Origin of the sequence: Amycolatopsis sp. MtRt-6 (genome assembly GCF_017308975.1) — a bacterium.
Lineage (GTDB): Bacteria > Actinomycetota > Actinomycetes > Mycobacteriales > Pseudonocardiaceae > Amycolatopsis.
On the sequence record NZ_JADWPD010000002.1, the window covers coordinates 339,599 to 356,016 of the forward strand.

Consider the following 16,418-nt stretch of genomic DNA (forward strand, 5'->3'; position numbering starts at 1 on the left):
GGGGGGAGGGGGCGTTCGCATGCCTGGTGTTCGGTTCGGCGTGCTCGGGCCGATCGCGGCCTGGCGCGGCGCGGACCCGGTCGACGTCGGTTCCGGCAAGGGTCTCCGGGTGCTCGGGATGCTGCTGCTGCACGCCAACCAGCGGGTGGACCGCGAGCAGATCATCGAGGGCGCCTGGGGCGGGCAGCCGCCGCGGAGCGCGGTCAACCTCGTCCAGAAGTACGTCGGCGACGTCCGCCGGTCGCTGGACCTCGACGACGGCGCCCTGCGGACGGTGGGCACCGGGTACCTGCTGCGGGTCGCCCCCGATCAGCTCGACAGCACCCAGTTCGCGGCCCGGCTGGCCCGGGCGCGCGAGACCCGCGGCGACGGTGACCTGACCGCGGCCCGGGCCCACCTCGCCGAGGCGATGACGCTGTGGCGCGGCCCCGCCTTCAGCGGCATCGACACCCCCGCGGCCACCACCGAGCGGGCCCGGCTGGACGAGTACCGCTTCGGCGCGCTCGAAGACCTCGCCGAGCTCGACCTGCTGCGCGGGGAGCACGCGCCGGCCATCCCGGAGCTGTCCCGGCTCGCCGGCGAGCACCCGTACCGCGAGCGCGTACGGGAGCTGCTGATGATCGCGCTCTACCGCAGCGGCCGCCAAGGCGACGCGCTCGCGGTGTTCCACGACATCCAGCAGCTGCTGGCCCGGGAGCTCGGCGCCAACCCCGGGCCCGGCCTGCAGCGCGTGCACGCGCAGATCCTGCGCGCCGACCCCGGTCTCGACCTGGTCACCGCGACCCGGGAGCAGCGGCCGATCGCCCAGCTGCCCGCCGACATCCCGGACTTCACCGGCCGGGCCGAGCCGCTCGCGGAGCTGCTGGGCCTGCTGGCCGAGCGCCGGGTGGTGGTCGTCGCCGGCGCGCCCGGGACCGGCAAGTCGGCGCTCGCCGTGCGCGCACTCCACGACGCCCGCGACGCGTTCCCCGACGGCCAGCTCTACCTCGACCTCGCCGGCACCTCCGCCGTCCCGCGCGACCCGGCGATGATGCTGGCCGAACTGCTGCGCGCGCTCGGCGTCACCGACGCGGTCATGCCGCCCGGCCTGCACGAACGAGCCGCGCTCTACCGGTCGCGGCTGGCCGATCGCCGGATGCTGGTGCTGCTCGACGACGCGGCGGACGCCCGGCAGGTGCGGCCGCTGCTGCCGCCGTCCGGGGGGTGCGCGGTGGTGGTGACCAGCCGCCACCGGCTGGCGGACCTGGCCGGCGCCGAGCACGTCGAGCTGGACGTGCTGTCCGCGGAAGACGCCCGCGACCTCCTCGCCCGCGTCGCCGGCGCCGAGCGCGTCGAGCGGGAACCGGAGCAGGCCGCCGCGATCGTCCGGCTGTGCGGCCGCCTCCCGCTGGCCATCCGGATCACCGGGGCGAAGCTCGCGGGCCGGCGCGCGTGGACCCTGCGGGTGCTGCGGGACCGGCTGGCGGACGAGTCCCGGCGGCTGCGCGAGCTGCGGGTCGGCGACCTCGACGTGCGGGCCAACTTCGACCTGAGCCTGCGCCTGCTGCCCGAGGACGCCGTCCGGGCGTTCCGGCTGCTGGGGCTGCTGGGCGCGGAAACGCTCCCCGCGTGGGTGATCGGCCCGCTCCTCGGCCGCCCGGCCGGCGACGACGTCTTGGACGCCCTCGTCGACGCCTACCTCGTGCGCCTGGTGACGACCGACCGCGTCGGCCAGCCGCGGTACCGGCTGCACGACCTGCTGCGCACCTACGCGGCGGAAGGCGCGCAGGAGTGCTACCCGGTCGAGGAGCGCCGGGCGGCGGTGGAGCGGGTCCTGTCCGCCTGGCTCGCCCTCGCCGAGCAGGCCCGCGACCGCTGCTACCCCAGCCTCTTCCGGCCGACGCCGGGCCGCGCGCCGCGCTGGACCCCGGACTACCGGGTCGTCGACCCGCTGGCCTGGTTCGACGCCGAACGCGGGACGCTGCTGCGGGCGATCGAGCTCGCGGCGGACTGGGGCATGGCCGAGCTCGCCTGGGAGCTGGCGGTGGCCGCGGTGCCGTACTACGACCACCGCAGCCTCTACCAGGACTGGAACCGCAGCCACCGGATCGCGCTGGAGGCCGCCGCCGCGGCCGGCGACGCCCACGGCGAAGCGGCGTTGCTGCAGGGGCTCGGCCAGGTGCACATCTACCTCGACGAGATGGCCGAGGCCCGCCACGACCTGCGCCGCTGCGTGAAGCTGTACCAGGCCGTCGGCGACCGGCGCGGCGAAGGGCTCGCCCTGGCGAGCCTGGGCACCGTGCACCGCGTCCGCGGCGAACTCGACGCGGCACTGGCCGTCGACAAGGAGGCGCTGGCCCACCTGGTGGCCGCCGGGCACCGCCAGGCGGAGGCCCAGATCCGGACGGCCATCGGCATCATCGGCTTCGACCAGGGCGCCGACGACGCGGGCCGGTGGATCGAGGAGGGCCTGCGGATCGCCCGGCAGCTCGGCGACCGGCACCGGCAGGCGGTCATCCTCCGCACGCTCAGCCGCTACCACCTGGGCGTCGGCGACACCCCGGCCGCGCTGCGCGACCTCACCGAAGCGCTGACGATCTTCAACGAAATCGGCGACGAGCGGTGCGGCGCCTACACCGACCAGCGGCTCGGCGTGATCTACGCGGAGCTCGGCGACCGGTCCCGTGCGGATTCGGCCCTCCACCGCGCGGCGCACGTGTTCCGCATGAACGGCGACCGCAGCAACGAAGCCGCGTGCTGGCAACAGCTCGGCGAGCTGGAGCGCGAACTGGGCGACCCGGCCGCGGCCCGGCGCCACCTGGGCCTGGCGGCCGAGCTGTGGCGCGCGATCGGGCTGCCCGAGCGCGCCGAAGACCTGCAGGCGGCCCTCGACGCGGGTGCCTGAACCGGCGCGGGTGCCCGCCGTTATTCCCGCCACCGGCGCCGTCCCAGCAGTTGGCCGCTTCCGCCCCGCCCGCGGAATCCGGCGCACACTGCGGAGACGGGCCGAAGAGAAGGGAACGCCGGGATGACAGGACCACGGATCGCCGTCGCGCTGGACGGAACGGGGTGGCACCCCGCCGCGTGGCGCGAACCCGGGGCGCGGCCGCGCGACCTGCTCACCGCCGGGTACTGGACCGACCTGGTCCGCGAAGCCGAGGCCGCCAAGCTGGACTTCGTCACCTTCGAAGACTCGCTGGCCCTGCAGACGGTGAACCCCCTCGACCGGCCGGGCGAGCGGACCGACATCGTTCAGGGCCGCCTCGACGCCGTGCTGATCGCCGCCCGCGTCGCGCCGCTGACCTCGCGCATCGGGCTGGTGCCGACGGCGGTGGTCACCCACACCGAGCCGTTCCACCTGTCGAAGGCGATCGCCACGCTCGACTACGTCAGCGCCGGCCGGGCCGGCGTCCGCGTGCAGGTCGCCGGCCGGGCCGACGACAACCGGCACTTCGGCCGCCGCGAGCTCGGCGAGTTCCGGCTCGCGGACTCCGCCGAGCCGGACCGGCCGAGCCCGCCGGCCGACCTGTTCGACGAGGCCGCCGACTACGTCGAGGTGCTGCGCCGGCTGTGGGACAGCTGGGAGGACGACGCCGAGATCCGCGACGTCGCCACCGGCCGGTTCGTCGACCGCGAGAAGCTGCACTACATCGACTTCAGCGGGCGCTGGTTCTCGGTCAAGGGCCCGTCGATCACGCCGCGGCCGCCGCAGGGCCAGCCGCCGGTCACGGCGCTGGCGCACGCCGCCGTCCCCTACCGGCTCGCCGCCCGCTCCGCCGACGTCGGCTACGTGACGCCGTTCGACCGCGAGCAGGCCACCACGATCGTCGCCGCGGTGCGCGACGAGCAGGAGCGGGCCGGCCGCGCCGGCGAGACCCTGCACGTGTTCGGCGACGTCGTCGTGTTCCTCGGCGAGACCGAGCGGGCCGCCGCGGACCGCAAGGCCCGGCTCGACGACCGGTTCGGCGCGGAGTACACCTCCGACGCCTTCGTCTTCACCGGCACCCCGGCCGGGCTGGCCGACCTGCTGCTCGACTGGCAGCGCGCCGGGCTCTCGGGCTTCCGGCTGCGGCCGGGCGCGGTCCCGCACGACCTGACCGCGATCACCCGCGGCCTGGTCCCCGTGCTGCGGTCCCGCGGCGCCTTCCGCACCGAGTACGAGGCGAGCACCCTGCGCGGCTTGCTCGGTCTTCCCCGGCCCGCCAACCGCTACGCCGCCGTCTGAGGAGGCCGAGATGTCCCGGAAGCAGATCCACCTCGCGGCGCACTTCCCCGGCGTCAACAACACGACGGTGTGGAGCGACCCCGAAGCCGGCAGCCACATCGAATTCAGCTCTTTCGTCAAGCTCGCGCAGACCGCCGAGCGCGCGAAGTTCGACTTCTTCTTCCTCGCCGAAGGCCTGCGGCTGCGCGAGCAGGGCGGCCAGATCTACGACCTCGACGTCGTCGGCCGCCCGGACACCTTCACCGTGCTGTCGGCACTGGCCGCGGTGACCGAGCGGCTCGGCCTGGCGGGCACGATCAACTCGACGTTCAACGAGCCCTTCGAGGTGGCGCGGCAGTTCGCCTCGCTCGACCACCTCTCGGCGGGGCGCGCCGCGTGGAACGTCGTGACGTCGTGGGACGCCTTCACCGGCGAGAACTTCCGCCGCGGCGGGTTCCTGCCACAGGACCAGCGCTACGACCGCGCCGAGACGTTCCTGCGCACCGCCTGGGAGCTGTTCGACTCGTGGCACGGCGACGAGGTCGCCGCCGATCCGGAAACCGGGGTGTTCCTGCGGGATCCCGCCGCGGGCGCCTTCGCCCACCACGACGCCCACTTCGCCATCGAAGGCCGGTTCCCGGTGCCGCGCAGCCCACAGGGCCGCCCGGTGATCATCCAGGCCGGCGACTCCGAAGAGGGCCGCGAGTTCGCCGCGGCCACCGCCGACGCGATCTTCAGCCGCTACGGCACCCTCGAAGCCGGGCAGAAGTTCTACTCCGACGTCAAGGGCCGGCTGGCGAAGTACGGCCGCGAGCCGGAGCAGCTGGTGATCCTGCCCGCGGCGACGTTCGTGCTCGGCGACACCGACGTCGACGCCCACGAGCGCGCCCACGTGGTGCGGCGGCAGCAGGTCAGCGGGCAGACCGCGATCAAGTTCCTCGAGCAGGTCTGGAACACCGACCTGAGCGGCCACGACCCCGACGGCCCGCTGCCGTCGACCGACCCGGTGGTCGACGGGTCCACGATCGCGCCGGGCCGCGCCAGCGTCCGCATGTACCGCGACCCGCTCGCGACGGCCCGCGAGTGGCGGCAGCTCGCCGAGGCGAAGAACCTGTCGACCCGCGACCTGATCATCGAGGTGACCGGCCGCCAGACGTTCATCGGCGCACCGGCAACGGTGGCGGCGGCCATCGACGACCTGGTCCAGGCCGACGCGAGCGACGGCTTCATCCTGGTCCCGCACGTGACGCCGGGCGGTCTCGACGAGTTCGCGGACAAGGTGGTCCCGCTGCTGCAGGAGCGCGGCTCGTTCCGGACCGAGTACCCGGGGACGACCTTGCGGGACCACCTGGGCTTGGCGCCGCTCGACGCGTGAGGAGTCCTCCCCGGGCGGGCCTGCCCGCCCGGGGAGTCCGGACCGGCTCAGACCAGCGACGCGGTCAGCCCGCCGTCGAGGACGTAGTGGCTGCCGGTGATCCAGCTCGCCCGGTCGGACGCCAGGAACGCCGCCACCTCCGCGATGTCCTGCGGGGTGCCCAGCCTGCCCTGCTTGGCCGCGACCAGGTCGCCGAACGGCACCTGGGTCGCCGCCTCGAAATCCGGGACCAGGCGCTCGACCATGGCCGTGTCCGCGAAGCCCGGGCAGACGGCGTTGACCCGGACGCCCGTCGGGCGCATCTCGACCGCCGCGACGCGGGTCAGCTGGATGACCGCCGCCTTCGTCGCGCAGTACGACCCGAGCAGCGGGCTGCCGCCCAGGCCCGCGATCGACGCGATGTTGACGATGTTCCCCTTCGACTCCACCAGGTGCGGGGTCGCCGCCTTCATTGTCACGAACGTGCCGCGCACGTTGACCGCGAAGATCCGGTCGAAGCTCTCCGTCGGCTGCTGCAGCAGCGGCGACGACACCTCGATCCCGGCGTTGTTCACCAGGACGTCGAGGCCGCCGAGGAGGTCGACCGCCTGCTCGATCGCCGCCTGGACCTGGGTTTCGTCGGTGACGTCGCAGTTGGCGACGCCGGCCGCGCCGATTTCGCCGGCCGCCTGCTTGGCCGCCAGGGTGTCGAGGTCACTGACGACGACCCGGGCGCCGCGTTCGGTGAACAGCGCCGCTATCGCCTTGCCGATGCCGGCGCCGGAGCCGGTGACGAAGACGCGCTTTCCCGCGAGTTCGGACATGCTGGTCCCTTTCACATCGCTTCGATCTTGGGGAGGATTTCTTCCTTGAGCCGCTTCATGTCGTCCAGGGTCTTCGCCACCGGGACGTCCTGGAAGGGCGGCCACAGGAACGGCATCGTCAGCCCGGCTTCCCGGTAGCGCTTGAGCTGGTCGGTGATCTGCGCCTGCGAGCCGACGAGCAGGTTGGTGCCTTTGCCCAGCGGGCTCTGGTCCATCTCCTGGTCGGTGACGACGAACCAGATCATGCTCGAAATCTCGAGGTCGTCGACCGAGCGCGGGGTGTCGAGGGCTTCGAGCTCGCGCTGGATCTCGGTGCGCCAGCGCCGGATGTCCTCGGGCGAGTCCTGGATGCCGATCCAGCCGGACAGCCCGTACTTCGCGATGCGGGCGGCCGAGCGCTTGGCGTCCTTGAGGCCGCTGAAGAAGATCGGCGGGTGCGGTTTCTGCACCGGCTTGGCGCCGAACCCGCTGCGCTGGAAGTCGGCGAACTCGCCGTGGTACTCGAACACGTCGTTGGTCCAGATGCCCTGCATGATCTCCAGGGTTTCCCGGACGTGCTTGTGCCGCTTCGGGAAGAGGTGCGACGCGCTCGCGGCGGCGAACTCCTCGGGCATCCAGCCGGAGCCGACGGCGACGTTCAACCGGCCGCCGGAAAGGTGGTCGATGGTCGCCAGTTCCGCGGCGAGGACGCCGGGCGCGCGGTAGGGCGTGTCGATGACGCTCATCCCGATCCGCACCTTCGACGTCTTCGCCGCAAGCCACGGGATGAGCGGCATGCCCTGCAGGAACTCGCCGCGCGAGCTGACCGGCAGCCCCTTGGGGAAGCCCTCGATCATGCCGAAGGAGTACTGCATCTCCTGGGTGTCCGACGTCTCCGGCACGATGATCCGGTCGAGCGTCCAGACGGAGTCGAAGTCGAGGTCCTCGGCGAGCGCGGTGAGGTCCTCGAGCTCCCGCACGGTCACCTTGTCCCGGAAGTTCGGCAGGTAGAGCGCGAGTTTCATGGTGGTTCCCTTCAGCGGGCGGTGAGGGTGGTGCGGATTTCGGCCTTGAGCACCTTGCCGACGGTCGAGCGGGGCAGGTCGGACCAGATCTCGATCTGCTTCGGGGCCTTCACGCTCCCGACGCGGTCCTTGACGAACGCGATCAGCTCGGCGCGGTCCAGTTCCCGGCCGGGCCGCAGCTGGACGACGGCGGTGACGCGCTCGCCCCACTTGTCGTCGGGCAGGCCGACCACGGCGCAGTCGCGGACCGCGTCGTGGGCCAGCACCGCCTGTTCGACCTCGGCGGAGTAGACGTTGAACCCGCCGGTGATGACCATGTCCTTGGCGCGGTCCACGATGTGGAGGAAGCCTTCGCCGTCGAGGAAACCGATGTCCCCGGTGTGGTGCCAGCCGTGCGCCGACGCCTCCGCGGTCGCCTCGGGGTTGCGGTAGTAGCCGGCCATCACGAGCGAGCCGCGGACACAGATTTCGCCGCGTTCGCCTTGCGGGACGGCGTTTCCGTCGCCGTCGAGGATCGCCACCGTGACCAGCGGCGCGGGACGGCCCGCCGACGCCAGCCGTCCCGTGTGGACGGTGCCGTCGGGACGGCGGTGCTCGGCGGGTGAGAGCGTCGAGATCATCATCGGCGCTTCGGACTGGCCGAACAGCTGGGCCATCGGCCCGATCCGGTCGAGGGCCTCGGCCAGCCGGGCCGTCGACATCGGGGCCGCGCCGTACCAGAAGCACTGCAGCGACGAGAGATCCGTGCCGTTCAGGGCTTCGTGGCCGAGCACCAGGTAGATGAGCGTCGGCGGCAGGAACGTGTGAGTCACGCGGTGGCGTTCGATCAGCTCCAGGAACCGGCCGACGTCGGGCCTGGCCATGATCACGACCTCGCCACCGCGGGCCAGGACCGGGAAGCACAGGACGCCGGCCGCGTGCGTCAGCGGCGCCAGGGCCAGGTAGACCGGGCGGCCCTCGAAGGGGTAGCTCATCAGCGTGATCGCCGACATCGTCTCGAGGTTGCGGCCGGTGAGCATGACGCCCTTGGGACGGCCGGTGGTGCCGCCGGTCCCGACCAGGGCGACGACGTCGTCCGGTGGGGCGGCCGCGGCCGGCGGGTCTTCGCGGGCGGCGTCGAGCCAGGCGTCGAACCCGGGCGCGAAGTCGTCGCTTTCCCCGAGCCGCACGAGCGTGGTCAGCTTCGGCAGCTGCGGGGCGATCCGGCGGACGAGGTCCTCGAAGGCGGGCTGGAAGACCAGCGTGGTGCAGTCGAAGAGGTCCAGCAGCTCGGCGTTCTCGCTCGCGGCGTTGCGCGGGTTGATCGGGCACCACACCGCGCCGGCCCGGGAGATGCCGAAGACGCAGGTGAACGCGGTCGGGTCGTTGGCCGAGAGGATCCCGACCTTGTCCCCCGGAGCGACGCCCGAGCGCCGCAACGCGCGGGCGACCGCCTCGGCGAGGTCGGCGACTTCGCCGTAGCTGCGGGAGACCCCGTCGAGGGTCAAGCAGGGCGCCCCGGGGTCCAGGGAGGCGCCTTTCTCCAGGTAGAAGAACAGAGACATCGTCGTCCCTCCCGACTTCGCCGGTGGCTGGTGAAGACCATGACCGCCGTTTGGACGAATGTCAAGATTTTCTTGGACGATTGGTCAGAAAAGCGCGCGATGGTATCTTCGGGGGCGTGACCAGCGCAGCCGCCGTGAGGCGCCGGACCCCCGCCGACAAGTTCGAGGACCGCCGCCGGGAACTGGCCGACGCGGCGCTGCTGGCACTGGCCGACCTCGGCTACGCCCGCACCAGCCTGCGCACGATCGCGGAGCACACGAAGTTCTCCCACGGGCTGCTGCACTACTACTTCGCCGACAAGGTCGAGCTGATCACCTACTGCGTACGGCGCTACAAGGCGGCGTGCGTCCAGCGTTACGAGGGCGGCGTCGGCGAGGCGGCCACCCCGCAAGAGCTGGCCGCCGCCTGCGCGGACGGACTGGCGACGGCGCTCGCCGAGGCGCCGCTGATGCACCGCATGTGGTACGACCTGCGCACGCAGTCCCTGTTCGAACCGGCGTTCCGCGAGGACGTCGCCGAGATCGACGCCAGCCTGCGGGACATGATCTGGCGCAACGTGAGCGCGTACGCCGACTTGGCGGAGAGCCGGCCGACCTGCTCCGAGGCCGACGCGTATGCGTTGTTCGACGGGCTGTTCCAGCAGGCCCTGCTGCGCCACCTCGCCGGCGAGGAAACAGCCCTCGACGACCTGCGGCGCGGAGTGCGGGAGCTGTTCCCCCGCCTGGTCGGCTAACTTCCGCCCGTGACGACGATGACGTGCAGGTTCCTCGGCCCGTGCACGCCTTCCACCCGGGTCAGCTCGATGTCGCTGGTCGCGCTCGGACCGCTGATCCAGGTCTGCGGGCGGGCCGGGTCCAGCGCGGCCACCGCCTCGGGCACCCCGGCCACGATCTGCTCCGCCCGGAGCACGCACACGTGCAGGTCCGGCAGCAGGCTCAGCGCCCGCCGCCCCTGACCGGGGCCGTGGTCGAGCACGAGGGTGCCGGTGGTCGCGATGCCTAGCGCGGCAGTGGTGACGACGGCCTCGAACTCCGCCGCGACCCCGTCCGGCGACGAGCCTTCGACGTCGATCGGGAACCCTTCGGGCACCAGGACCTTCCGCGCCGGGCCCAGCGCCGCGCGGATGGCTTCCGGCAGCCCGGCGCCGGTGCACCGGGTGAGGACGGCGCGGTAGTCGGTCACGCGGTCGGCGAACAGGTCGACCACCGAGGCGACGGTGGCGGCGCGGTACCCCCGCGGGACCACGGCTTCGGTCCGGTCCGCGGTCCGCAGCGCCCCGCGGACGGCCGCCAGGATCTCCTCGCGCGCGGTCATCGCCCGCCCCTTCGCCACCAGGACCGGAACGACTCGCGCGGCGGGGCGGGCAGATCCCGGGTGTCCGTCCACAGTGAACCCGGCCACGGCAGGCGGGACAGGGCCCGGCGGCCGCCGGGGAGCAGGCGGCGGCCGAACCGGGTCAGCGCGCGGTTCGCGGCGCCCAGCCCGCGTTCGGCCACGCCGAGCCGGCGAGCGTCGGACAGCGTCCAGGCCGCCGCCTTCATCGCCACCGCCTCGGGCTTCGGGGTGCCGCCGCGATGCGCGTCGACGACCTGGGAACGCAGGTGCACCAGGACTTCCGGGATGTCGATGCGCACCGGGCACGCCTCGAAGCAGGCGCCGCACAGACTGGAGGCGTACGGCAGCGAGTCGGTTTGCTCGTCCACGCCGACGCCCTTGAGCAGCGGGTTGAGGATCGCGCCGATCGGCCCGGGGTAGACCGAGCCGTAGGCGTGCCCGCCGGTGCGTTCGTAGACCGGGCAGACGTTCAGGCACGCCGAACAGCGGATGCAGCGCAGCGCCTGCCGGCCGACCTCGTCGGCGAGCGCGCGGCTGCGGCCGTTGTCCAGCAGCACCACGTGCGTCTCCCGCGGCCCGTCGTCCGGGACCACGCCCGCCCACGTCGAGGTGTAGGGGTTCATCCGCTCCCCCGTGCTGGAGCGCGGCAGCAGCTGGAGGAAGACGTCGAGGTCGGCCCACGTGGGGACGATCTTTTCGATGCCCACCACGGAAACGAGCACCTCGGGCAGGGTCAGGCACATCCGGCCGTTGCCCTCGGACTCGACGACGACGAGGGTGCCGCTCTCGGCGACGGCGAAGTTCGCGCCGGAGACGGCCATCTTGGCGCGCAGGAACTTCTCGCGCAGGTGCAGCCGGGCGGCACCGGCCAGCTCGGCGGGCTCGTCGGTCAGGCCGTCCGGCGCCGGACGGCCCGCGGCGGCCATCTCGCGGCGGAAGATCTCCCGGATCTCCGCGCGGTTGCGGTGGATCGCCGGTACCAGGATGTGGCTGGGCAGGTCGTCGCCGAGCTGGACGATGAGCTCGGCGAGATCGGTTTCCCAGGCGGTGACGCCGTGTTCGGCGAGTGCCTCGTTGAGGCCGATTTCCTGGGTCGCCATCGACTTGACCTTGACGACCTCGTCGACCCTGTGGTCCCGCGCGATGCGGGCGACGATGTCGCAGGCCTCCCGGGCGTCGCGCGCCCAGTGCACGGTCGTCCCCCGCGCCTGCAACGCGGCCTCGAGGGTCAGCAGGTGCTCGTCGAGGCGGCGCAGGGTGTTGTCCTTGATCGCCGCGCCGGCCAGGCGCAGTTCCTCCCACTCGGCCACCTCGCCGACGACGGCGGCGCGCTTGGCGCGGATCGTGCCGGTGGCGTGGGCGAGGTTGCGGCGCAGCTGCGTGTCGGCGAGCGCTTCGCGCGCCGCCGCGGGGAAAGCGGGCATACCGACGAACGTGGCACTCACGCGTCCTCCTCCGTCGAAGCCAGCACATCGGCCAGGTGCAGCACGCGCACCCCGGACCGCTGCCGCGACAGCAGGCCACCGATGTGCAGCAGGCACGAGTTGTCGCCCGCGACCAGCACCTCCGCGCCGGTGGAGCGGACGTGCCGGGCCTTGTCCGCGCCCATCGCGGTCGACGTCTCGGCGTTCTTCACCGCGAACGTGCCGCCGAACCCGCAGCACTCCTCCGCCGCGGGCAGCTCGACGAGGTCGAGGCCGCGTACCGCGCGCAGCAGCCGCAACGGCTTGTCGGCGACGCCGAGCATGCGCAGCGAATGGCAGGTCGGGTGGTAGGTGACGCGGTGCGGGAAGTAGGCGCCGACGTCCGTCACGCCGAGCACGTCGACGAGGAACTCGCTCAGCTCGTGGACCTTCGGCCCGGTCTCGGCCAGCCGGGGCTCCTCCGCGCGCCGCGCGACCAGGCCGTGCTGGTGCCGGGCCGATCCCGCGCACGAGCCCGACGGCGTGACGACGTGGTCGTACCCGGCGAACGCCTCGGTGAACGCGCGGACCACCGGCACGGCCTCGTCGAGGTAGCCGGTGTTGACCATCGGCTGGCCGCAGCAGGTCTGCGCCTGCGGGAAGTCCGCGTCCACGCCCAGGCGGCGCAGCAGCCGGAACACCGCCTTGCCGGTGTCGGGGAACAGCGAGTCGTTGATGCAGGTGACGAGCACGGCAACCTTCATGCGTCCACCCGCTCCCGCTGACTGAAAGGTTTCAAATCGCTGTCTCGCTGACGCTACTACGATGCGTTGTTACGTTTCAAGCCCGCGGTGATTCTCCGCGGAGCGGCACTCCCGGCCAGGGCAGTTTTACCCGCCTTGACCCGATCGCACGGCCCGGTGATCCTGGGAGTCTTGTCCGTTTCTGGAGGGGACCAAAATGCGACGACTCTCCGTGCTGCTCTGCGCACTTTTCCTGGCCGCCACCGCCACCGCCGTCCCGGCGTCGGCCGATACGCCACCCGACCCGGTCCCGGGCGACAGACCCCCGCTGGGGATCACCTGGGCGACCGGGGACCCCTACTGCCTCTACAACTCGAGCGAAAACGTCGTGAAGGCCGCGGCGGACCAGCTGGTCAGCTCCGGGCTGCGGGACGCCGGGTACGAGTACGTCATGCTCGGCGACTGCTGGCAGGCCGCCCAGCGCGACGCCGCGGGCAAGCTGACCGCCCGCAGCACCTTCTCGACGGACATCCCCGCGCTGGTCGACTACGTGCACTCGCGCGGGCTCAAGATCGGCTTCTACAGCGGCACCGGCGCGAAGACGTGCAGCGGCCAGGCGGCGGGCTCGCTCGGCAACGAGGACCTCGACGCGCAGACGTTCGCCGCCTGGGGCGCGGACTACCTGCGCTACGACACCTGTTACAGCGTCAACGGCGACGCGGCCGCGCGGGTCAAGAAGATGGCGGACGCGCTGAAGCGCACCGGCCGGCCGATCACCCTGGAAGTCGACGACTACGACCGCTCCCAGAGCCCGTGGCTGTGGGCACGGGCGGCGGGCGCGAACGTGTGGCGCACGTACAAGAACGCGACGTTCAACTTCGGCTATTCGACCGGCAGCCTGGACAAGCAGTACGGCCTGGACGGGTACCAGGGCCCCGGCGGCTGGAACAACCCGGGTTCGTTCACCTTCAGCTACCTCGACACCGCGGAGCGCCAGGCGAAACTCGGGCTGTGGGCGGTGCTGAACGCCCCGCTGGTGGCCGACATGGCGCTGGCGGCCGACGCCACGCTGCCGGCGGCCGAGCTGGGCAACCCCGACATCATCGCCGTCAACCAGGACTGGGCGGGTGTCGCCGGGCACAAGGTGCGTGACACCGGCTGGACCGAGGTGTGGACGAAGCCGATGTCCGACGGCTCGGCGGTGCTGGTGCTGTTCAACCGCGGCGAGCTGGCCGCGCCGATCACCACGTCCGTCGCCGACGCCGGGCTCCCCGCCGCGGCCACCTACCGCGTGCGCGACCTGTGGACGGGCGACGAAACCGAGACGACGGGCGCGCTCGGCGGCACCGTCGGCCGGCACGCGGCCACCGTCCTGCGCGTCTGGCCGACGGGCACGGCAGCCGCGCCGCGGACGTCGTTGACCGTCGAGCTACCCGACTCGGTGCCGCCGGCCCAGCCGGTCACGGCCACGGTCAAGTTCACCAACGCCGGTTCGACCCCGATCACCGGCGCGCACCTGCGGCTGACCGCCCCCGCGCAGTGGCAGTTCGACAGCCCGGCCGAGGCGGACACGGCGACCGTCGCCCCGGGCGCCACCTGGGAGACGGCGGTGACGCTGCACCCGGCCTCGACGGCCACGGAGCCGTTCAAGATGCCGGCGACGGTGACCTACACGACCGCACAGGGCGCGCGGAGCGTTTCCGCGTCCGCCGAAGCGCCACTGCTGCTCGCGCCGAACCCGCCTTACACCAACGGGTTGCTCAACACGCAGCCGTGGATGTCGTCGGAGAACGGCCTCGGCCCGGTCGAGCGCGACAGCACCGACAACGGCCACCCGCTGACGATCAACGGCAAGACCGACACCCACGGCGGCCTGGGCGCGCACGCCCCCTCGGTGGTCCGCTATTACCTCGGCGGCAAGTGCAAGCAGTTCACGGCGACGGTCGGCGTGGACGACCGCGGCCCGAACGGAACGCTCGGCTTCCGCGTCCTGGGCGACGGCGTGGAGCTGGAGGCCACGGGCGACATGCGGCACGGGGACGCGGCACAGCGCCTCGTCGTGCCGGTGACGGGCGTGCAGGTGCTGGCCCTGGCGGTGGACGACGCGGGCGACGGGTCGGCCGGGGACTGGGGCGACTGGCTGTCCCCGTACCTCAGCTGCTGAGCGCGCCGGGAGTGTTGTCCATTGTGGACAACACTCCCGCCGCTACCGGGGTTTGAGCACCTCCGTGGGCACCCCCAGGGTCTCGACGATCCGTTCCACCGCGTCCCCGAGCCGCAGGAAGTCCTCACCCAGCGGGTCGATCACCAGGCGGCGGACCGTCTCCACGTGCCCCGGCGCCGACGCCGCCAAGTGCGTCAGGCCCGCTTCGGTCAACGTCGCCGTCGTGAAGCGGCGGCCCTGGCCCGTGCAGACCTCGCGCTTCACCCAGCCGCGGTCCTCCATGCGCGCGACCGCGTGCGAGATCCGGGGCAGTGAGCCGTTGGCCATCTTCGCGATCTCGCTCATCTGCAGGCTCCGCCCCGGCGACGCCGACAGGCGAGCCAAGATCATGTAACCCAGCAGCGTCAGGTCGGCGTCGCGCAGCAGTTGGCTCTCCAGCGCGCCCGGGAGCGTGAGCAGGACCTTCGCCAGGTTGATCCAGGCGCGTCGCTCGTCTTCGTCCAGCCAGCGGACCAGTTCTTCGTCGGACACGTCTTGACTTTAACACGCAACCCAACCTACCTTTTGGGTTGAACACGCAACCCAAGGAGACCTCGATGACCCCCACCCCCAAGCCGACGGCGGCCACCGCCGTCCGGCTCGGCATCGCCCTGCTGGCCGCCGCCGCGGCGAACACCGTCATCGCGCTGGCGGCGACGGCGCTCGACGACGGCGGGATCCACATGGGCCTGTCCCCCGCGATCTACCTGCCCTTCACCGCCGTCGGGCTGCTTCTGGGCACGATCGGCTGGTTCGTGCTCGCCCGCACGGCCCCGAAGGCGCTGCGCGTGGTCGTCCCCGCGGTCCTCGTCCTGACCTGGGTCCCGGACCTGCTGCTGCTCACCGCGGGCGCCACCGCCGCCAACGTCGCCGGGCTGATGCTGATGCACGTGGTCGTCGCCACCGCGATCGTCGCCGCGCTCCGCCCGACCCTGACACCGGGCACCGTCGCCGCCGCGGCGATCGACTAGCTCACCGAGAGGACCGTGCGGGAGCCCAGCCGGCCCTTCTCCGGTTCCCGCGCGGCCTGCCCGGCAGCCACCGCGGCGGACAGCGCGCCGACGGCGTCCTCAGCCCGGTAAATCGTTTCGAGCAGGGCGAACCGCTGCAGCTCGGCGACGGTCCGGGGACCCCGGCGGTCCAGTTCCGCCAGCAGCGCGCGCCGCAACGGCAGCAGCTGCGGGGTGAGCGAGATGTCGACCAGCGTGCGCTCGGCGTCGTGCGGGTCGCGGTAACGGATGCCCGCGAACTCGTCCACCGCCCACAGCTCGGTCTTGAACGTCGCGAGGTGGCGGCTGTCCGCCGTCGCGAAGACGAGCGTCCGGGCGGTGCCGTCGTCGGCCACCAGGTCGACGGCCACCGCGCACCCGAGCCCCGCCGCCCGCAGCCGCTCGCGGTGGTCCGCGCCCGGGTCGGCGGTGAGCAGGACCTCGTGTGCCCTGCCCCGCACCAGCGACGGCGGCCAGGCGCCGGACAGGTGCGCCAGCATCGGCCCGGCCACGTCGACCTCCCCCAGGTCGGCGACGGTCCGGACGACCAGCCCCGCCGGCGCCTCGCCCGGGGACTCCCGCCCGACGAGCACCGCCTCCAGGCGGTGGTCGGCGAGCCGGTCGGCGAACTCGCCGAAGACGCGCCAGGCATCGGCGGCGAAGCCGCCGCACTCGACGTAGGTGCCGCCGCGCTGCGACCGCAGCACGGTCGCGGTCCAGGCGTCGAGGTACCGCACCAGCACGTCACGCTCGACGGAAACGTGCGGGTCAGGGCGCCGGACGCGCTCGGCCACGCTTCCGGTTGTACCGCACTCCGCGACTCGGAACCAGTCGC

Annotated in this window: 14 protein-coding genes; 6 read left to right on the forward strand and 8 right to left on the reverse strand. The window is 72.7% G+C overall.

The features are described 5' to 3' along the window. Positions 1-19: 19 nt before the first annotated feature. The 3 genes from I4Q55_RS05140 to I4Q55_RS05150 all read left to right on the forward strand — a co-directional run bounded on the left by I4Q55_RS05140 (position 20) and on the right by I4Q55_RS05150 (position 5,558). Positions 20-2,884, forward strand: a complete 2,865-nt coding sequence (locus I4Q55_RS05140; protein ID WP_206784835.1) for a BTAD domain-containing putative transcriptional regulator — start codon at positions 20-22, stop codon at positions 2,882-2,884. 123 nt (positions 2,885-3,007) lie between these two features. Beyond that, complete coding sequence (locus I4Q55_RS05145; protein ID WP_206784836.1) at positions 3,008-4,204, forward strand: LLM class flavin-dependent oxidoreductase; 1,197 nt, start codon at positions 3,008-3,010, stop codon at positions 4,202-4,204. A gap of 10 nt (positions 4,205-4,214) precedes the next feature. Next, the gene (locus I4Q55_RS05150) at positions 4,215-5,558 is read left to right on the forward strand and encodes an NtaA/DmoA family FMN-dependent monooxygenase (protein WP_206784837.1); all 1,344 of its coding nucleotides are present in this window, start codon (positions 4,215-4,217) and stop codon (positions 5,556-5,558) included. Positions 5,559-5,605: 47 nt separating this feature from the next. Here the strand turns inward: I4Q55_RS05150 and I4Q55_RS05155 are convergent, their stop codons facing one another. From I4Q55_RS05155 to I4Q55_RS05165, 3 genes are read right to left on the reverse strand one after another with little or no spacing between them, the layout of a single operon-like run. Beyond that, entirely contained in the window at positions 5,606-6,361 is a 756-nt protein-coding gene (locus I4Q55_RS05155; RefSeq protein WP_206784838.1) for an SDR family NAD(P)-dependent oxidoreductase, read from the reverse strand. Positions 6,362-6,372: 11 nt separating this feature from the next. After that, positions 6,373-7,365, reverse strand: a complete 993-nt coding sequence (locus I4Q55_RS05160; RefSeq protein ID WP_206784839.1) for an LLM class flavin-dependent oxidoreductase — start codon at positions 7,363-7,365, stop codon at positions 6,373-6,375. A gap of 11 nt (positions 7,366-7,376) precedes the next feature. Next, positions 7,377-8,909 carry a long-chain fatty acid--CoA ligase gene (locus I4Q55_RS05165; protein ID WP_206784840.1) on the reverse strand — a complete coding sequence of 511 codons (1,533 nt, stop codon included), beginning with the start codon at positions 8,907-8,909 and terminating at the stop codon, positions 7,377-7,379. 116 nt (positions 8,910-9,025) lie between these two features. Between I4Q55_RS05165 and I4Q55_RS05170 the strand changes: the two genes are divergently transcribed. Further along, positions 9,026-9,643, forward strand: coding sequence for a TetR/AcrR family transcriptional regulator (locus I4Q55_RS05170; RefSeq protein WP_206784841.1), 618 nt, complete (start codon positions 9,026-9,028; stop codon positions 9,641-9,643). Here I4Q55_RS05170 and I4Q55_RS05175 read toward each other — a convergent pair. From I4Q55_RS05175 to I4Q55_RS05185, 3 genes are read right to left on the reverse strand one after another with little or no spacing between them, the layout of a single operon-like run. Further along, positions 9,640-10,224: a lactate utilization protein C gene (locus I4Q55_RS05175; protein ID WP_206784842.1), complete on the reverse strand. Its 585-nt coding sequence runs from the start codon at positions 10,222-10,224 to the stop codon at positions 9,640-9,642. The genes I4Q55_RS05170 and I4Q55_RS05175 overlap by 4 nt on opposite strands. Continuing rightward, a complete protein-coding gene (locus I4Q55_RS05180; RefSeq protein ID WP_206785030.1) occupies positions 10,221-11,669 on the reverse strand; it encodes a lactate utilization protein B in 1,449 nt (482 codons plus the stop codon). Before I4Q55_RS05180 ends, I4Q55_RS05175 begins: the two co-directional genes overlap by 4 nt. A 17-nt stretch (positions 11,670-11,686) precedes the next feature. Continuing rightward, entirely contained in the window at positions 11,687-12,412 is a 726-nt protein-coding gene (locus tag I4Q55_RS05185) for a (Fe-S)-binding protein (protein WP_206784843.1), read from the reverse strand. 196 nt (positions 12,413-12,608) lie between these two features. Here I4Q55_RS05185 and I4Q55_RS05190 point away from each other — a divergent pair, with 196 nt between their 5' ends. Then, positions 12,609-14,555: an NPCBM/NEW2 domain-containing protein gene (locus I4Q55_RS05190; protein ID WP_206784844.1), complete on the forward strand. Its 1,947-nt coding sequence runs from the start codon at positions 12,609-12,611 to the stop codon at positions 14,553-14,555. 42 nt (positions 14,556-14,597) lie between these two features. On the opposite strand, the gene I4Q55_RS05195 is transcribed toward I4Q55_RS05190, so the two are convergent. After that, positions 14,598-15,086, reverse strand: a complete 489-nt coding sequence (locus tag I4Q55_RS05195; RefSeq protein ID WP_206784845.1) for a MarR family winged helix-turn-helix transcriptional regulator — start codon at positions 15,084-15,086, stop codon at positions 14,598-14,600. 65 nt (positions 15,087-15,151) lie between these two features. Here I4Q55_RS05195 and I4Q55_RS05200 point away from each other — a divergent pair, with 65 nt between their 5' ends. Beyond that, positions 15,152-15,565, forward strand: a complete 414-nt coding sequence (locus I4Q55_RS05200; protein ID WP_206784846.1) for a DUF6069 family protein — start codon at positions 15,152-15,154, stop codon at positions 15,563-15,565. Here I4Q55_RS05200 and I4Q55_RS05205 read toward each other — a convergent pair. Beyond that, positions 15,562-16,377, reverse strand: coding sequence for a hypothetical protein (locus I4Q55_RS05205; RefSeq protein WP_206784847.1), 816 nt, complete (start codon positions 16,375-16,377; stop codon positions 15,562-15,564). The two genes, I4Q55_RS05200 and I4Q55_RS05205, sit on opposite strands and share 4 nt — an antisense overlap. Positions 16,378-16,418 lie beyond the last annotated feature (41 nt).